Raw genomic sequence first — 14015 nt, forward strand, 5'->3', positions numbered from 1 at the left:
CCTCACATGTCGTAGGCGAAGTTGGCGATGTAGCGGCGGCCCTGCACCGGCGTCCCCGCGCCCGTCGTCGTCAGCGGCACTGCCACCTCGTTCGGGCTGTCGCGCATGTCCTCGACGGCCGCGTCGATATGGAGGGTGTAGCCGGCATCGAAGAGCGCGTCGGCCAGGTCGAGCGTGATCTCGAGCGTGCGGCCCGCGCCGACGCTGGCGCCAGTGATGCCGTTCACCTGGCCCGTGTCGCCGCCGGTGGCGCGGTACCAGTCGGTCAGGTGCTTGTAGTATTTCGACTTGCCGCCGGCCATCCAGAGGCTGCCCAAATAGGCGCCCGAAGTGTCGGTCACGTAAAGCGCGAGGTAGGCACCGTCACCGCCGTAATTGTTGAGCGTCGTGGTCAGCGTGACCGGGCGCGCCATGGCGTAGCCCGGTACGGTCAGCGCGGTGGTGAGAGCGAGCGTTGCGAGAAGCGATTTCATTGGTTGGATCCTTGTTCGAAGAGGGGGAGGCTCAGTTCACCTTGACCTTCGGCGCGGCGCCGTTCCCGAAGAGGCCGTTCTGCGGCGGCGCGACGGTTCCGGCGGGGGCGGGGTTCCGGGCGCCGCCGCGGCGACGGTCATCGTCGTCATCATCGTCGTCGTCATCATCATCGTGGTCGTCGTCATCATCGTCATCGTCGCCGAACAGGCGCCACCATTTCCGGTGCTTTCCGTGGTGGTCATCATCATCACTCACCCGGACCAGGGGCAGCGCCTGCGTGCCGTCATCGAAAAGCGCGGAAAAGGCCCGGGAACTGTCACCGGTAGAGGCGCGCATCGCGCTCCAGGCGGGCACGCCGATGGCGGCGGTCAAGGCCGTGGAGGCAACAAGAACTGCAAGGGTCTTTTTCAAGGCAGGGTCTCCTTTTCGTCTGCTGAGGCCAATCTGGTCGCTGGACCTGAGGGGTTCCTGACAAGGGAGCGATTCCCGCTTCAGCTTGCCGTCAGGAAGGAAAAAGGCCCCGCCAGGGAATGGCGGGGCCAGGTGGGCCGAAGGGACGGTTCGGCCGGAGGAACGGGTTCAAGCGATGTCATCGGGACCGGGCGCGCGCTTGTCGCCGGTGACCATGGCGCGGGCCAGATTCTCGCGATGCCGGACCGAGGCGAGCACAACGCCGCCCACATGCAGCGCGATCAGGAACAGCATCAGGTTGGCAAAGGTTTCGTGCACCTCCCCCAGCGCCCCCTCGCCGCGTTCGCCGTATTCGCCGTGGTCTCCGTCGTCATCGGCCCAGGCGGGCGCCACGATCTGCGGCATCTCGGGCAGCAGCGCCAAGCGGTCCGGTTCCTCCATGAGCCAGCCGGTAAAGGCGGTGCCCGAGAGAGCGACAAGCAGCGCCACGATCATGGCGGCGCCGGCCGGGTTGTGACCGAGGTAGCGCCGCTCGCGTCCGCGCCTCATGTCGCCGAGATAGGAGAGCGTGTCGCGGGGGCCCTTGATGAACCGGGAAAAGCGCGCATACCGGCTGCCGACAAGGCCCCAGATCAGCCGGAATGCCACGAGACCGGCCACGGTGTAGCCCGCGACCTCGTGCACCGGTTGCAGTTCCTCCGCCGTGACCCAGGCGAGCGCGACCGTGGCGGCGAGCCCCCAGTGGAACACCCGCACCAGCGGATCCCAGACCCGGATGGTTCCGGACCTCCCGCTGTTGGTCTTGGCTGCATCATGAGGAACAGTGTCAGTCATCGCGGCCTCCTTTGCGATCCTGGCGCGGACGATCATCGGCATCGTCCTCGTATTCGATTTCGATCACCTCGAGCGTGGAGGGATGCACAGTGACCTCGATGGGGCGCCCTTCGGCATCCCGCCCGTTGATTTCGTAACAGCCGTCGTCGATCTTGATCCGCCGCACGGTCCAGCCGTTCTCTCCGGCAAGACGCGCAACGGCATCCCTTGGGTGCCAATCCGACATCGGGACGAAACAATCGTCGTCGGCCGATGCCATCCCGGCCGGAAAGACCGCGAGAAAGCCGAGAATTGTCAATGTCTTCTTCATGGGCCAAACTCCTCGTTGCGGCCATCTTGATGCAATTCATGCACGGCGAAGCTGACGGCAGCCTGAAGAGGCCTGGCCCAGCCGCTTCAGCTTCGTGTCAGCCAGACGGATCATGGAGGGTCATCGGGAAAGGACGAGGACGACAATGCGTATCCTGCTGATCGAGGACGACACGGTGTTGGGCGCAGCGGTGCGCGACCAGATCATGGCCGATGGGCAGTCGGTGGATTGGGTGATGCGCCTTGATACCGCCGGCGACGCCGTGAAGGCGACGTCCTACGACCTGATCCTCCTGGACCTCATGCTCCCGGACGGGCGCGGCATCGGGTTTCTGAAGAGTTTGCGCGCGCGGGGTGGCGTGACGCCGGTCATCATCCTGACCGCGCTCGACCAGGTGTCGGACCGGATCGAGGGGCTGAACGCGGGCGCCGATGACTATCTCGTGAAGCCCTTCGACCTGGCCGAGCTTTCGGCCCGGATCGGCTCGGTCGCGCGGCGTTACACCGGCAACCCCAACCCGATCATCGCCCATGGGCCGCTGGAGATCGACCTCGCGGCGCGCAGCATCCACCGCGCCGGCAAGCCGGTGCAACTGACGGCGCGGGAATGGGCCCTGTTCGAGGCTTTCCTCTCCCGCCCGGGGCAGCTTTTGTCCAAGGCGCAGCTGGAGGACAAGCTCTATGCCTTCGACGCCGAGGTGGAGAGCAACACCATCGAAGTCCATGTCAGCCGGTTGCGCAAGAAGCTTGGCAGCGCGGTCATCGAGACCGAACGCGGCATGGGCTATCGGCTGGGCAAGCCATGAGGTTTCCGCGCAGCCTTCAGGCGCGGCTCGGGCTGTCGCTGGGCCTCGTGCTGACGATCCTGTGGCTCATGGCCGCGACGGTCACGGCGATGATCGTTCGGGGCGAGCTGGACGAGGTCTTCGACAGCGCCCTGCGCGAGACCGCGGAGCGCATCCTGCCGCTGGCCGTGACCGACATCGTCGGCCGGGAAGATCAGGGGGGAACGCAGCGGCTCGCCCCGATCCGGGAGCACGACGAGTTCTTCACCTATCTCGTCCGCGATGCCGAGGGGCGGATCCTGCTGCAATCCCACGCGGCCGATCCTGCCGTGTTCCCGCCCTATGACGAGCCGGGGTTTCGGCAGACCGCGACCCACCGGCTCTATAGCGACGCGGCGCTTCGGGGGACGGTCCGTATCACCGTGGCCGAGCCGTTGGTCCATCGCGCATCGGTCGCCCGGGAAATCCAGATGGGCCTCGGCCTGCCGCTGCTGGTCGTGCTGCCCGTAGCACTTCTGGCCATCATCCTGGCCGTCCGCTTCAGCCTCGAGCCACTGCGCAGGTTCCGCACGCGGCTCGAGGCGCGCGGCGCCCGCGATCTGTCAGAGGTACCCGCGGGTGACCTGCCGACGGAGATCGCCCCCTTGGCCGCAACACTGAACGGCCTTCTGGCCAGGTTGCGCGACGCCTTCGAGGCCGAGCGCAGTTTTGCTGCGAACGCTGCGCATGAGCTTCGGACGCCACTCGCAGGCGCGATCGCGCAGGCGCAGCGGCTTCGGTCGGAAACCCAGGACCCGGTCACAGGAGCGCGGGCCGCCGAGATCGAGACCACGCTCAAGCGGCTGACCCGGCTTTCCGAACGCCTCATGCAGCTTGCGCGGGCGGAAGGCGGGCGACTGCGGATGGACCGAAGCGCGGACCTGAGGGCCGTCGCGCGTGTCGTCGTGGACGATCTCGGCCGCGGGGGCGCGCCGGGTCGCATCTCGCTTTCACTGCCGGGCGCGGCTGTCATGTCGGACATCGACCCCGATGCCTTCGGAATCCTGTGCCGGAACCTCGTGGAGAACGCCCTGCGCCACGGGGCGGAGGATGCTCCGATCGACGTGACCCTGACGGGAGATGGGCAACTGATCGTGGCGAACGACGGTCCCGTCCTGCCGCGTGAAACCCTTAACCGCCTGACGGCGCGCTTCGAGCGTGCGAACGCAAGCACCGACGGCAGCGGGCTCGGCCTCGCCATCGTCGCCGCCATGGCGGCCCGGATCGGTAGCCCGTTGATCCTGGAGTCGCCGCGCCCGGGTGGTTTGTCCGGTTTCCAGGCATCAATCCAGATGCCCACAGACCTCCCGGATACCCTCACGCAAGGCACTGTGCGCAAGACGTGACAACTGGCTGAAAAAGGCTTTGTTGCGCAAATCGGTTGAGGGGATTCATCTCGTGAATCCAGCGTGATAGCTGGAGGCCATGAACAGCTGGGCGCCAACGAAGTACAAGACCGCGAACTGGGCTTTGTACAACACCGCACTGAAGCAACGCGGATCACCGTCACCGCCGCCGGGCTTGAGCTCGACATCCGCCGCGAAGGCGTCGCGGGCGTCATCCGCGAAATGATCGCCCCGCGCGACATGGAGGCCGCCGAATGACCCGAGACAACGAAACGATCCGCGTGCTGATCCCCCTGAAGCTGCGCAAGAAGAATGGGCGGCCCAAGATCATGCCGCCCGCAGATTACAGCCCGAGCGAGGATCAGACGCAGGACCCGCACATCTTGCGCGCCATCGGCCGGGCATGGGGCTGGCGGCGGCGCATGGAAGCAGGCGAGTTCGCCACGATCCAGGAACTGGCCGAGGCCGTCGGTCTGGCCGAGCGAAACCTCAGCCGCCAGCTGCGCCTCGCCTATCTGGCGCCGGAGGTGCTGAAGCGCCTGACCTGCGGCCGCGAGGCGTCGGCGGTCAGTCTTTACGACCTGTGTTTTCAGGCCGGGGAGACGTGGCAGGAGCAGGCTGAGCGGGCGTTTCGCTGACCCTCAATGAAAACTCGCCTGAAAGGACGTCGCGGTCAGCGAGACATGCGTGTCCAGCGGCGGATGCAGCTCGAACGCCTTCGGCTCGCGTGCGAAGTTCCATAGGCGGAACAGGGACCATTCCGAGCGCCGCTCCTCGGCCACGGCCAGCTCGTTGCGGGTGATGTGGAAAGGGGTGCGTTCCCAGCCATTCGTCGTCTTCACCTCGATCAGGCGCGGACGGCCATCCGGCGCGAAGCTGGCGATATCGTAGCCGGCTCCGTCGCCATCCTCCTCCGACACCCACCGGACATTCCGCGCAAGGTCGTCGCGGCCCGCTGATTTCAGGGCTGCACGTTCGTGCGCCAGGACGCGCTCCTCACCGGCACGGCCGAGGGCGCGGTTTCGCTCGTCTCGCGCCGCGACATCGAACTTGCGGGCGATGTGCAGCATCTGCTCCAGCTCCTGCGGAGGCGGCTGGTTCGACAGCGTGGGCGGCGGTCCGATCCAGATCGGCCGCGCCTCTGCCAGGCCAGTCGGCGCTCCTGTACGCGAATGGCGACCGAGCCAGGCCGGGTTCAGCGCCAGCCAACGCGCCACGGCATCCACCAGTGTCATCTGGAAATTGAAAGCCGGCTTGTAACCCGGGATCCAGTCCTCACCCAGCCCCTTCAGCACGGCGCTGATGTTCTGGTGCTTGAACTCGACCGATCCCTCGGACCTATCGTTTAATAGCGGCAGAAGCCCGCGCCGGTGCTCGGCCTTGTTGTAGGGGCGACAAGAGACGTCGTCGGCCAGCATCGCGAAGTAATCCGCGACGATCAAGTCGTTCTCTTGATCTGTCCAAGGCCCGTTTGGCATTGCGCCAGGCTAGGGGCCGAAACTGCGTTTGTCATCAGAGACTTCGCGCAAAACTCCCAAGACATACCAACGACCACGCCGCCCGTGTCGTCGCTCCGTCTCCATCGAAACAAGCCGGAACCAGCGAAACACGGGCGCAACGCGCTCCGGTCAGTTCGTTGAAATCTATGGGGGTTTTGAACCCGTCTCGCCGAGAGCGAGGGGCGGGTGGAAAGAGACGGTGGGCGTTCGGAGACCGATCTCGCGCAGTCAGCCAGTCTCCGAAGGGCGGATGGTCCCTGCAAACCCCTTTGGCACATAAAGAAAAAGGCCCCGCGAGGGACCTGTTTTCGGGTTTGCAAGGTGCAAGTGGCGGAGGGAATGCGACTGACATCGAACCTTCTCCAGTTTAAGTCATTGATTTTTAACCACCTAAGTTTGCCCATCAGCCGGATCAGATGCCTGGGGCAACTCGATGGCAGATAGAAACACTTGTTCCAATAGGCAACCATACCGAGTTGCCAACCGCCCCATGCCGCTGGAACACGTTTTTTTTGCCAACCTCTTGGCGATTGCAAGGCAATCAGCCCGACCGGTTTGCGCCGGGTTGCTTCATACAGCCGGTCGTCGGTATCCCCCCTCCCGTTGGCCGACTGCCCGCAGGCCGCTGAGAGCCGGCCCGAGCAATGCGGGATCGGCGTCGCTGGCATGAACGACATAGATCGGAAGCGAGAAACTGGGCGCGTCCTCGACAACGAAGAGCCGCCCGGTTTCAAGGTAGGGCCGCGCCATTCGCTCGGGGAAATAGCCCGAACCGCCGTATTCCAGAACATGGTGGAACCCCAGCGTTCCTAGGCTGACGGTGAGCGCCGCCCCGGTGTAATCGGGGAATCGAACGCCGTGGGCGACCCGGAATTCCCGGCCCCAGTCGACAAAGACATACGCCGGCGAGCGCACGTCGGAATAGGCAGTATCGGTGGCGCATAGCACCAACCGATCCTCCAGCATCACCTCGATCTCCAGGCCCGGGCGGCCGCGGGGCGTATACATGACGCCGATATCGAGCGCCCCGAAGACCAGTTGGTCGGTCATATCTCTCGGCGTGCCGAGTTGGGCCCGGATGGCCACCTCCGGAGCGTTGCGGCGCATCCACGGCAGCCAATTGTGCAGCAGACGGTTCCACAGGCCGGCCTGGCCGCCGATCCGCAGCACGCCGCAGTAGTCGCGTGGCGTGCCGACGTCCAGGCGGGCCTGCTCGGCGGCGCGAACGATCAGGGCGGCGTGCTTCTGGAACTGCCGGCCAGCGTGGGTCAGCGTGGTGCCGCCCTTGTTGCGGACAAAAAGACGGGCTCCGATGAATTGCTCCAACGCCTTGATGCGGGCACTAACCGTTGACTGGGTGACATTGAGACGAGCCGCAGCCTCGACGAAGCTGCCGGTCGATACGATCGCCAAGAACGTTTGTGCTTGTACGATATCCATGCAAGGGCTCACTACGCCGAATGACCAATCGATAATATCGAAATATCCGATACCAATCACCATTTTTCTTCGTTTGACAAATAACCAAGCCCGTTCAAATGTTTCACCACAAGCTTCAGGTTACGTTCACGAGCAGAGGCACCGGTGGGGTCGGGGTATTGCGCGTTGCCAGGCGAAAGGGATCGTCGAGCCGGGATATTGTCGGCCCAGGTGACGTTCGCAGAGGTCAGCGCTGGCTTTGCGTCAGGGTGCATACGTCAGAATTCTGCCATTCAGGGAAGAAGAGAAAATGCTGCGTGCAATGCAAGACACCGCAAATGGCCGCAATTGTGTCAAATCGAGAGGCGTTCATCGCTTGCGGTTTGCGGCACCAGTGGCGCGAAAGCGCCTTTGTGGTGCCCGCGCGTACCCCAATCGGCTCGGATCTTTCCGTTCCGAGACCGGATTGAGAGAAGGGACCAGCCCATGAGCATTCAAACCGTCTCGGCACTTTTGTCGCTTGTTGCGATCCTGCTCCTGGCTGCGGTGTTCCTGCGGGTCCGCAGCCTGGCCCATGAGGGCCGCGAATATGCGCCGGTTCAGGGCAACGCCTATCGCATCCGCAACATCGGGTTCTGGATTCTGGTGCTCGTCGGGCTGCCGATCACCATCTGGCTGTTCCGCGAGACCCCCTACACGGCGCAGGCCGCCGCCCCGCAAGTGATCAACGCGACCGGCTATCAGTGGTACTGGGATCTTGATCGCGACGAGGTCGCCGCAGGCACGCCGGTGGAGTTCCATGTCACCAGCGCCGATGTGAACCATGGTTTCGGTATCTATGACGCGGACGGCACGCTCGTCGCTCAGACGCAGGCGATGCCCGGCTATGTCAACCGGCTGACGCACGTCTTCGATGCGCCGGGCACTTACCAGATTCTCTGCCTCGAATATTGCGGGCTGGTTCATCACAACATGATCGCCGAGATTCTGGTGACGGAAGGAAGCACCGATGGCTGACGCTGCATTCACGCAAGGCGCGGAGACGGCCGACCGCGGCCGGCTCTGGGTCGTGCTCTATCTCGCAACAACGGGTCTGGTCCTGCTTTTGATGATGTTGGCGGGGCTATGGATGCGGCTGGCGCAATCCGGCTGGCTCGATACCGACCCGGCCCTGTTCTATCAGCTGATGACCGTGCACGGCACCGGTATGGTCGGCATCGCAGCACTCGGCGGGGCGGCAGTTCTGTGGCATTTCCTGTCGGCCCATATCCGGCTGCACGCATGGGTGATGGGGGCGAATTTCTGGCTCTTTCTGATCGGCGTCGTGGCGATCCTCGCGGCGGACTTCCCGGGTCGTTTCGGTGGGGCCTGGACATTTCTCTACCCGCTACCGGCCAGTTCGCAAGGGGTCTGGCCGGTCTGGGCCGCTGCGCTGCATCTGGGCGGGCTTCTGGTGATCGGGGTCGGCTTTCTGATCTGGTGTCTGGAACTCGCCCGCGGGATCATTGCCACCTATGGTGGCCTCGGGCGCGGGCTTGGCTGGCATGTGTTGTTCGGCGGATCGACAAAAGACGTGCCGCCGCCCACAGTTGTTGCTGCGACCATGGTGGCGATCGTGACCATTCTGGCGCTGATTGCGGGGGCCACGGTGCTTGTCATGAGCCTGATCAACCTCGCCTTCCCCTCGGTCGAGCTCAATCCGTTGCTGGCCAAGAACCTGATCTATTTCTTCGGCCACACCTTCATCAACGCCACCATCTACATGGGCGTGATCGCGGTTTACGAGCTGTTGCCGCGCATCACCGGGCGGCCCTGGAAGACCACCAAGGTATTTCTCGCCGGCTGGACGCTTTCGACCACGATGGTGCTGATCATCTTCCCCCATCACCTGCTGATGGACTTTGCCATGCCAGTCTGGGCAATGGCGATCGGTCAAGTGTTCTCCTACGTCAATTCCTTCCCGGTGCTGGTTGTTACCGGGCTGGGGGCGTTGGCGATCCTGCATCGCTCGGGCATCCGCTGGGATCTTGTCTCGACGCTGCTCCTGATCTCGGTCTTTGGCTGGATGGCAGGCGTGATCCCGGCGGTGGTCGACGCAACCGTGGCGGTCAACTCGGTGATGCACAACACGCTGTGGGTGCCGGGGCATTTCCACTTCTACCTGCTCCTTGGCCTTCTGCCGATGATCTTTGCCTTCATGATCCATCTGGTGCGGGTCGAAGACGTGACGCCGCGCGGCGGCGACTTGGCGGCGATCCTCTATCTGCTCTTTGGCCTCACCTTCGTCACGATGTTCCTGGTTGGCGGTTGGGCTAGTGTGCCGCGCCGCTGGGCCGAGCATTTGCCTGAATGGCAGATCTGGGATCAGATCGCCGTGATCACAGCCGCAGGTGTGATCACACTGACAACCGTCTTCGTGGCAATGTTTCTGGCGCGCACCCCTGCCATGCTCGCGAAGGGATAAGTGGCATGCGTGCGGCGCTTGCGACGATTGCCGTTGCGGCCATCGGTGCCGCAGCGCTCTGGTGGGGGACGGATCAGGGACGTGCCCTCACCTCGGAGGCGGCGCGGCGCAACGACATCGCCGCCGCGCCGCGGCTTCTGCCGGATGTGACATTCCACGACCAGACGGGAGCCGCTTTCGCGCTGTCGGACTATCGCGGCGCACCGCTGGTGCTTGAATTCGTCTATGCCACCTGTCCCGACATCTGTATCACGCTGGGAACGGCATTCGAGCGCCTTGACGCAACTTTGCCCGAAGACGCGCGCCTTGTCTCGATCAGCTTCGATCCGCGCGACGACACCGAACGGCTGGGCTGGTTCGCCGACCGCCACGGCGCCCAGACCCCGCGATGGCGGGTGGCCGGCATCGAGGACGACGCCGACAGGGCGGCGCTGCTGGCCCGCGCCGACGTGGTCGTGATCCCCGACGCCATGGGTGGCTTCGTGCACAATGCGGGTCTTTACCTTGTCGACCCCGAGGGGCGCCTTTCGGCGATATTCGAGCCCGAGGACACCGAAGGGCTGCGCGTCGCGCTGGCCGGTGATGCGCGCTGATCGTGCCATCATCGGCGGCGCCGCGCTGCTACTGCTGCTGGCCCTGTCTCCCTTGGGTCCGCTTCTGGAGTCGCGGCTGGCGACACATATCCTCGGTTATTACCCCCTGAACGTCGCAGGCGGCGCAGTGATTGGCGCACGCCTCGCGCAAGGTCGCGGCGTGCCCTGGACCGCCGCGCCCGCGTTGCTGATGGCGACGCTGACACTTGCCTTCTGGGCCCTGCCCCGCTGGATCGATGCCAGCCTCGCTGACGACAGCGTGCACGCGGCCAGAACGGCAAACCTGGCCCTGCTTGCAGGCCTTCCTCTCGGATGGGGCTGGACACAGGCCGGTCCGATCCTGCGCGGGTTTTTCATCGCCAACGCCGCGGCGATGCTGGCGGTCATGGGCTGGCTGATGCTCGCGGTGCCATCCCGGCTCTGCAACACCTACCTGTTGTCGGACCAACGGCAGCTAGGAAACGGGTTTCTGATCGTGGCCGCAGGACTGGTGGCGGCGCTACTCGGACAGGCGCTGATCGGGTCGATGCGGGAACCTGGATCGCGACGGCAGCACGCCTGCCATCTTGCGGAGTAGCTGCACATCCGCTGGCCGGACGGCGACAGGCCCCGAACTCGTCACCATCAGAACCGACCGTCGCGCAGCCACTCACCAAGCTCGTTGCGATCGCGAGGACGACGAGCCGCAGCCTCCAGCATCCTGCGTTGGATTTCATTGGCTTTCTCCGTGGTTTCGAGACGTTCAGCAATCCGCCCGACGTGCTCAAGGCCGTTCGAACTAGGCCGGTAACCACGCACGAAGTCCTCGTAAGACAGCGACGGATGAAACTGAACAGACCGAAGTTGTTCGGGATTTGGTGTGCGGCGCTCGATCAGTGCCTTACCCAACCTCTTGGCCAACCATGTCTTGCCCGTGCCAGGGGCACCTTGGAGTATCAGGTTTTTCTTTGCTTCAAGCCGCGAAATCATGTTCGTTAGAGCACTACGTGATAGGAACCCTCCCTCGGCGATAATGTCATCCACCCCATACTGCTCGATGGGTGCTGCATCGGCTTCGTGGCCGGCCTGCTCCTCCTCTTCGATGGCTGTGAGGGGCTCGACATCTTCGGCAAATTTTTCGGCCCAATACGCGTGAGACAGGAAACTCGCGAAGTTCTGCTCTTTGCCATCGAAAGCGAAACTTACCAGCTGCCGTGCCATTTCGTCGTCCTCGAAACGGGCCCGAGCAATGGTTGTTCGGTAGGTATAAAGGAACCACTCCCGCGGTGGATCGAGCTCCTTCCACTCCACGTCCACTGTTTTTCCGTCGCCGTGATTTCCGGTGATAGTTCCGATCGCCTTGATACGCATAGCGCTGACAGTTCGGCCCCGGTTTTCGAATGGCACATCGTGCTTGCGCGTGTACGGGCAGCGGTCTGTTACCGGCAGTGCCTTGCGCAGCAAGGTCACGAGAGGCACTGGCTGGCAGGGTCGGAATGCGAGGTGAACTTGGGCTGCACCTCGCTGGCGGCGCCAAAAGCGGCCTCGTCCAAGGTATCGAGATACTCGCGCACGGCGCATCGGCAGGGTTGATCTCTCCCGCGTTCCAGTCCTCTTTCGGCGTCGAGTTCTGCTGGTTCGCATCCGCTTCGATCAGCCTGGCATCGATCGCCATGCGCTGGCCGCTGACCAAGCCCTCTTCAATGCAGCGTGCGACGGTCATCTCGAACAGGTGGCGCAGCAATTCGCTGTCGCGAAAACGCCCGTGTCTCACCCGACAGTGCCTTGCGAAGCAAGGTCACGAGAGGGCGGTTCTTCGAAAACGTCGAATGATCCGGAACCCGGTCGCTGAGATCGAGGCGGCAAAACCAGCGATACGCCAGATTCAGCTGCACCTCTTCACAGAGCCGTCGCTTTGACCGGATGTCGAAGCAATAGCCGACCAGGAGCATGCGGATCAGCAACTCGGGGTCGACGGATGGACGGCCCGAGTGGCTGTAGAAATCCGCCAGATACGCGCGGGCGTCAGTCAGATCGACGAAGCGGTCGATGGACCGAAGAAGGTGATCCTGCGGGACATGATCTTCCAGCGAGAACCCATAGAACAGCGACGGCTGCGCCTCCTGCCTTGGTCCCATCATCACAAATCCTCCCGCCCAATGCGGGAATTGAAACAGCGGGACGCCCTTCGATCAAGCACGAGTTTTTCAACGGAATAAGCCCAATGCGAACCTTCAGCCCCGCAGGCAGTTCCCAATTACGCTTCGTCGGATCCTAGCGGGAGCCGGCATGCGGCAGCGCGGCACGGCATTCGCAGTGCTACTGAGGAAGCAGAAGCTCTTACGCGCTACTGCAGGGCCTCCGTAGTCATATAGCTAGATTGGGTTGATAGCTTGCTTGTCGCGGCGGGGCGTTGATGCAACTATTCGGTGATCGGGGCAACACGTCCTGCAGCTTAGGGGATTCGGCTCAATGGATTGAAAAAAATTTTATGAATCACGCTGCCGACCGAAAATAAATGCTTCCTGCCTTTAGATCGAAAGAGGTCAATTTACATGAAATTTGTTATAGGAACTTTTTTCTTTGAGTAATGAGCCCATTCAAATCGACCCGGATGCCCCCATCGTTGAGGCTAAGGAAGATCGATTCGCATTTTCGCCATTCGCCGAAGGACTCGCGCGGGTAGTAGCCGCCTATGATCGCGCAAATAGCTTCACTATCGGTATTTGTGGCCCTTGGGGATCAGGCAAAACAAGCCTGATCAACCTTACACGTGAAGCCTTAACAACGGAGATGCAGGAAGGTGATCACAACGCATATGCAGTGATCCTACCCTACTCACCTTGGCTTATCGGAAATAGAGATGCGCTATTACGAGGTATGTTGCCTGCGGTCGCCGACGGCATTCGCCAGCGCGTCCCGAGAAAGAAACGATCACCCGACCTCAAAAATGCAATCAGAAGGCTAGATCAGTATGGGCGAGCCATCAAAGGGGTTGAAGCAGGCCTAACTGTTGGGGTGGCGACAGCGGCTGCTTTCGGGATTGCGGTCTCGCCTTTGCTTGCTCCTATTGTGACGGCAGTAAGTGGAGTAGGACGCATCTTCGGAATTTTTTCCGCGAAACCTGCGACGTTGGACGAGATTCGCAATGCTGCACAGGCAGCCCTACAAAAGGCAAAAATACGGGTTCTAATAGTTATTGATGATCTTGATAGACTTGATCCCTCTGAGGTTGTCGAGATGTCAAGGCTTATTCGATCCACGCTCGACCTCCCCCACGTTACTTTCCTGGTGGCATATGACAGGCGTCAAGTTGCAGAATCTGTTCGATCGGTACTTGGGGTTAATGGTGATGCATACCTAGAAAAAATTGTTCAGTTACAGGTAGATATTCCAACATGTAGTCCATACGATCTTACAAGGGCTTTGGCGGAACAACTACAAACAGTCTTTGGTGATTTGAGCGAGGAGCAAACAGAGAGCGTTCGAAATGCTCTTTGGGGCGCAGCTAGGCCCTTATTTCTCAACACACCCCGTGATGTGGCGCGCACTGCGAACTCGCTAAGCTTCGGTTGGTCGATGCTTGAAGGAACAGTCGATGCAGGAGACCTATTGGTCGCCACATGTCTTCGAATCCAGGCACCCGATTTGTATGAATGGTGTAGACGATACTGCGAGGAATACTTCGTCAACCAATCAAATAGAGCATTTGGGGACGGGCCCGATGACAGGTTCATGCAAGACTTAACACATGCCTGTGAGTCTGCGGGGATTGAGCAAAACACTGTAGTGTCCATCTTGAGTGATGTACTTCCCGGCATATCGAACTTTTCCCAGCCAGATGAAGCGGCTTCCCTATTCGG

The 14015-nt window shown here is 62.3% G+C and carries 16 protein-coding genes and 1 pseudogene; 9 read left to right on the forward strand and 8 right to left on the reverse strand.

Going from position 1 to position 14015, the window contains the following annotated elements:
- Nucleotides 1-2 precede the first annotated feature (2 nt).
- The 4 genes from P1U75_RS01760 to P1U75_RS01775 form a co-directional block, all read right to left on the reverse strand.
- Nucleotides 3-473: a DUF2271 domain-containing protein gene (locus tag P1U75_RS01760; protein ID WP_300239048.1), complete on the reverse strand. Its 471-nt coding sequence runs from the start codon at nucleotides 471-473 to the stop codon at nucleotides 3-5.
- 31 nt (nucleotides 474-504) lie between these two features.
- Nucleotides 505-885: a hypothetical protein gene (locus P1U75_RS01765; RefSeq protein WP_300239050.1), complete on the reverse strand. Its 381-nt coding sequence runs from the start codon at nucleotides 883-885 to the stop codon at nucleotides 505-507.
- A gap of 168 nt (nucleotides 886-1053) precedes the next feature.
- A complete protein-coding gene (locus tag P1U75_RS01770; protein WP_300239052.1) occupies nucleotides 1054-1719 on the reverse strand; it encodes a cytochrome b/b6 domain-containing protein in 666 nt (221 codons plus the stop codon).
- On the reverse strand, nucleotides 1712-2029 hold the full coding sequence (locus P1U75_RS01775; protein ID WP_300239054.1) for a PepSY domain-containing protein: 318 nt from the start codon (nucleotides 2027-2029) through the stop codon (nucleotides 1712-1714). The genes P1U75_RS01770 and P1U75_RS01775 overlap by 8 nt, the downstream gene beginning before the upstream one ends.
- 145 nt (nucleotides 2030-2174) lie before the next feature.
- Between P1U75_RS01775 and P1U75_RS01780 the strand changes: the two genes are divergently transcribed.
- The 4 genes from P1U75_RS01780 to P1U75_RS01795 all read left to right on the forward strand — a co-directional run bounded on the left by P1U75_RS01780 (nucleotide 2175) and on the right by P1U75_RS01795 (nucleotide 4836).
- Nucleotides 2175-2834, forward strand: a complete 660-nt coding sequence (locus P1U75_RS01780; RefSeq protein ID WP_300239056.1) for a response regulator transcription factor — start codon at nucleotides 2175-2177, stop codon at nucleotides 2832-2834.
- Complete coding sequence (locus P1U75_RS01785) at nucleotides 2831-4198, forward strand: ATP-binding protein (protein ID WP_300239058.1); 1368 nt, start codon at nucleotides 2831-2833, stop codon at nucleotides 4196-4198. Before P1U75_RS01780 ends, P1U75_RS01785 begins: the two co-directional genes overlap by 4 nt.
- A 63-nt stretch (nucleotides 4199-4261) precedes the next feature.
- Entirely contained in the window at nucleotides 4262-4456 is a 195-nt protein-coding gene (locus tag P1U75_RS01790; RefSeq protein WP_300239081.1) for a hypothetical protein, read from the forward strand.
- Nucleotides 4453-4836, forward strand: a complete 384-nt coding sequence (locus P1U75_RS01795) for a hypothetical protein (RefSeq protein WP_300239060.1) — start codon at nucleotides 4453-4455, stop codon at nucleotides 4834-4836. The genes P1U75_RS01790 and P1U75_RS01795 overlap by 4 nt, the downstream gene beginning before the upstream one ends.
- Nucleotides 4837-4839: 3 nt before the next feature.
- Here the strand turns inward: P1U75_RS01795 and P1U75_RS01800 are convergent, their stop codons facing one another.
- Nucleotides 4840-5676 carry a DUF3883 domain-containing protein gene (locus P1U75_RS01800; RefSeq protein ID WP_300239062.1) on the reverse strand — a complete coding sequence of 279 codons (837 nt, stop codon included), beginning with the start codon at nucleotides 5674-5676 and terminating at the stop codon, nucleotides 4840-4842.
- 591 nt (nucleotides 5677-6267) lie between these two features.
- A complete protein-coding gene (locus P1U75_RS01805) occupies nucleotides 6268-7200 on the reverse strand; it encodes a LysR family transcriptional regulator (RefSeq protein WP_300239064.1) in 933 nt (310 codons plus the stop codon).
- A gap of 402 nt (nucleotides 7201-7602) precedes the next feature.
- On the opposite strand from P1U75_RS01805, the gene P1U75_RS01810 reads away from it, so the two are divergent.
- Genes P1U75_RS01810 through P1U75_RS01825 form a run of 4 tightly spaced genes read left to right on the forward strand, consistent with a single transcriptional unit; the run spans nucleotide 7603 to nucleotide 10750 of the window.
- Nucleotides 7603-8133, forward strand: a complete 531-nt coding sequence (locus P1U75_RS01810) for a cytochrome C oxidase subunit I (RefSeq protein ID WP_300239066.1) — start codon at nucleotides 7603-7605, stop codon at nucleotides 8131-8133.
- Nucleotides 8126-9580 (forward strand): cbb3-type cytochrome c oxidase subunit I, encoded by a 1455-nt coding sequence (locus tag P1U75_RS01815; RefSeq protein WP_300239068.1) that lies wholly within the window; start codon nucleotides 8126-8128, stop codon nucleotides 9578-9580. The genes P1U75_RS01810 and P1U75_RS01815 overlap by 8 nt, the downstream gene beginning before the upstream one ends.
- A gap of 5 nt (nucleotides 9581-9585) precedes the next feature.
- Nucleotides 9586-10173 (forward strand): SCO family protein, encoded by a 588-nt coding sequence (locus P1U75_RS01820; protein ID WP_300239070.1) that lies wholly within the window; start codon nucleotides 9586-9588, stop codon nucleotides 10171-10173.
- Nucleotides 10163-10750 carry a hypothetical protein gene (locus tag P1U75_RS01825; protein WP_300239073.1) on the forward strand — a complete coding sequence of 196 codons (588 nt, stop codon included), beginning with the start codon at nucleotides 10163-10165 and terminating at the stop codon, nucleotides 10748-10750. Before P1U75_RS01820 ends, P1U75_RS01825 begins: the two co-directional genes overlap by 11 nt.
- Before the next feature lie 47 nt (nucleotides 10751-10797).
- On the opposite strand, the gene P1U75_RS20570 is transcribed toward P1U75_RS01825, so the two are convergent.
- Nucleotides 10798-11622: an AAA family ATPase gene (locus P1U75_RS20570; RefSeq protein WP_366914931.1), complete on the reverse strand. Its 825-nt coding sequence runs from the start codon at nucleotides 11620-11622 to the stop codon at nucleotides 10798-10800.
- Nucleotides 11623-11630: 8 nt separating this feature from the next.
- A pseudogene (locus tag P1U75_RS01835) lies at nucleotides 11631-12293 on the reverse strand (transposase); the annotation flags it as partial.
- A 442-nt stretch (nucleotides 12294-12735) separates the two neighbouring features.
- Here P1U75_RS01835 and P1U75_RS01840 point away from each other — a divergent pair.
- Nucleotides 12736-14015: P-loop NTPase fold protein (locus P1U75_RS01840; protein WP_300239075.1), on the forward strand; the 1280-nt coding region annotated here is incomplete at its 3' end.

Origin of the sequence: Antarcticimicrobium sp., assembly GCF_029212575.1 — a bacterium.
GTDB lineage: Bacteria > Pseudomonadota > Alphaproteobacteria > Rhodobacterales > Rhodobacteraceae > Antarcticimicrobium.

Coding starts and splice junctions, on each gene's coding strand:
- P1U75_RS01760 (WP_300239048.1), bottom strand. CDS start 473: ATGAAATCGCTTCTCGCAACGCTCGCTCTCACCACCGCGCTGACCGTA.
- P1U75_RS01770 (WP_300239052.1), bottom strand. CDS start 1,719: ATGACTGACACTGTTCCTCATGATGCAGCCAAGACCAACAGCGGGAGG.
- P1U75_RS01775 (WP_300239054.1), bottom strand. CDS start 2,029: ATGAAGAAGACATTGACAATTCTCGGCTTTCTCGCGGTCTTTCCGGCC.
- P1U75_RS01780 (WP_300239056.1), top strand. CDS start 2,175: ATGCGTATCCTGCTGATCGAGGACGACACGGTGTTGGGCGCAGCGGTG.
- P1U75_RS01785 (WP_300239058.1), top strand. CDS start 2,831: ATGAGGTTTCCGCGCAGCCTTCAGGCGCGGCTCGGGCTGTCGCTGGGC.
- P1U75_RS01795 (WP_300239060.1), top strand. CDS start 4,453: ATGACCCGAGACAACGAAACGATCCGCGTGCTGATCCCCCTGAAGCTG.
- P1U75_RS01800 (WP_300239062.1), bottom strand. CDS start 5,676: ATGCCAAACGGGCCTTGGACAGATCAAGAGAACGACTTGATCGTCGCG.
- P1U75_RS01805 (WP_300239064.1), bottom strand. CDS start 7,200: ATGGTGATTGGTATCGGATATTTCGATATTATCGATTGGTCATTCGGC.
- P1U75_RS01810 (WP_300239066.1), top strand. CDS start 7,603: ATGAGCATTCAAACCGTCTCGGCACTTTTGTCGCTTGTTGCGATCCTG.
- P1U75_RS01815 (WP_300239068.1), top strand. CDS start 8,126: ATGGCTGACGCTGCATTCACGCAAGGCGCGGAGACGGCCGACCGCGGC.
- P1U75_RS01820 (WP_300239070.1), top strand. CDS start 9,586: ATGCGTGCGGCGCTTGCGACGATTGCCGTTGCGGCCATCGGTGCCGCA.
- P1U75_RS01825 (WP_300239073.1), top strand. CDS start 10,163: ATGCGCGCTGATCGTGCCATCATCGGCGGCGCCGCGCTGCTACTGCTG.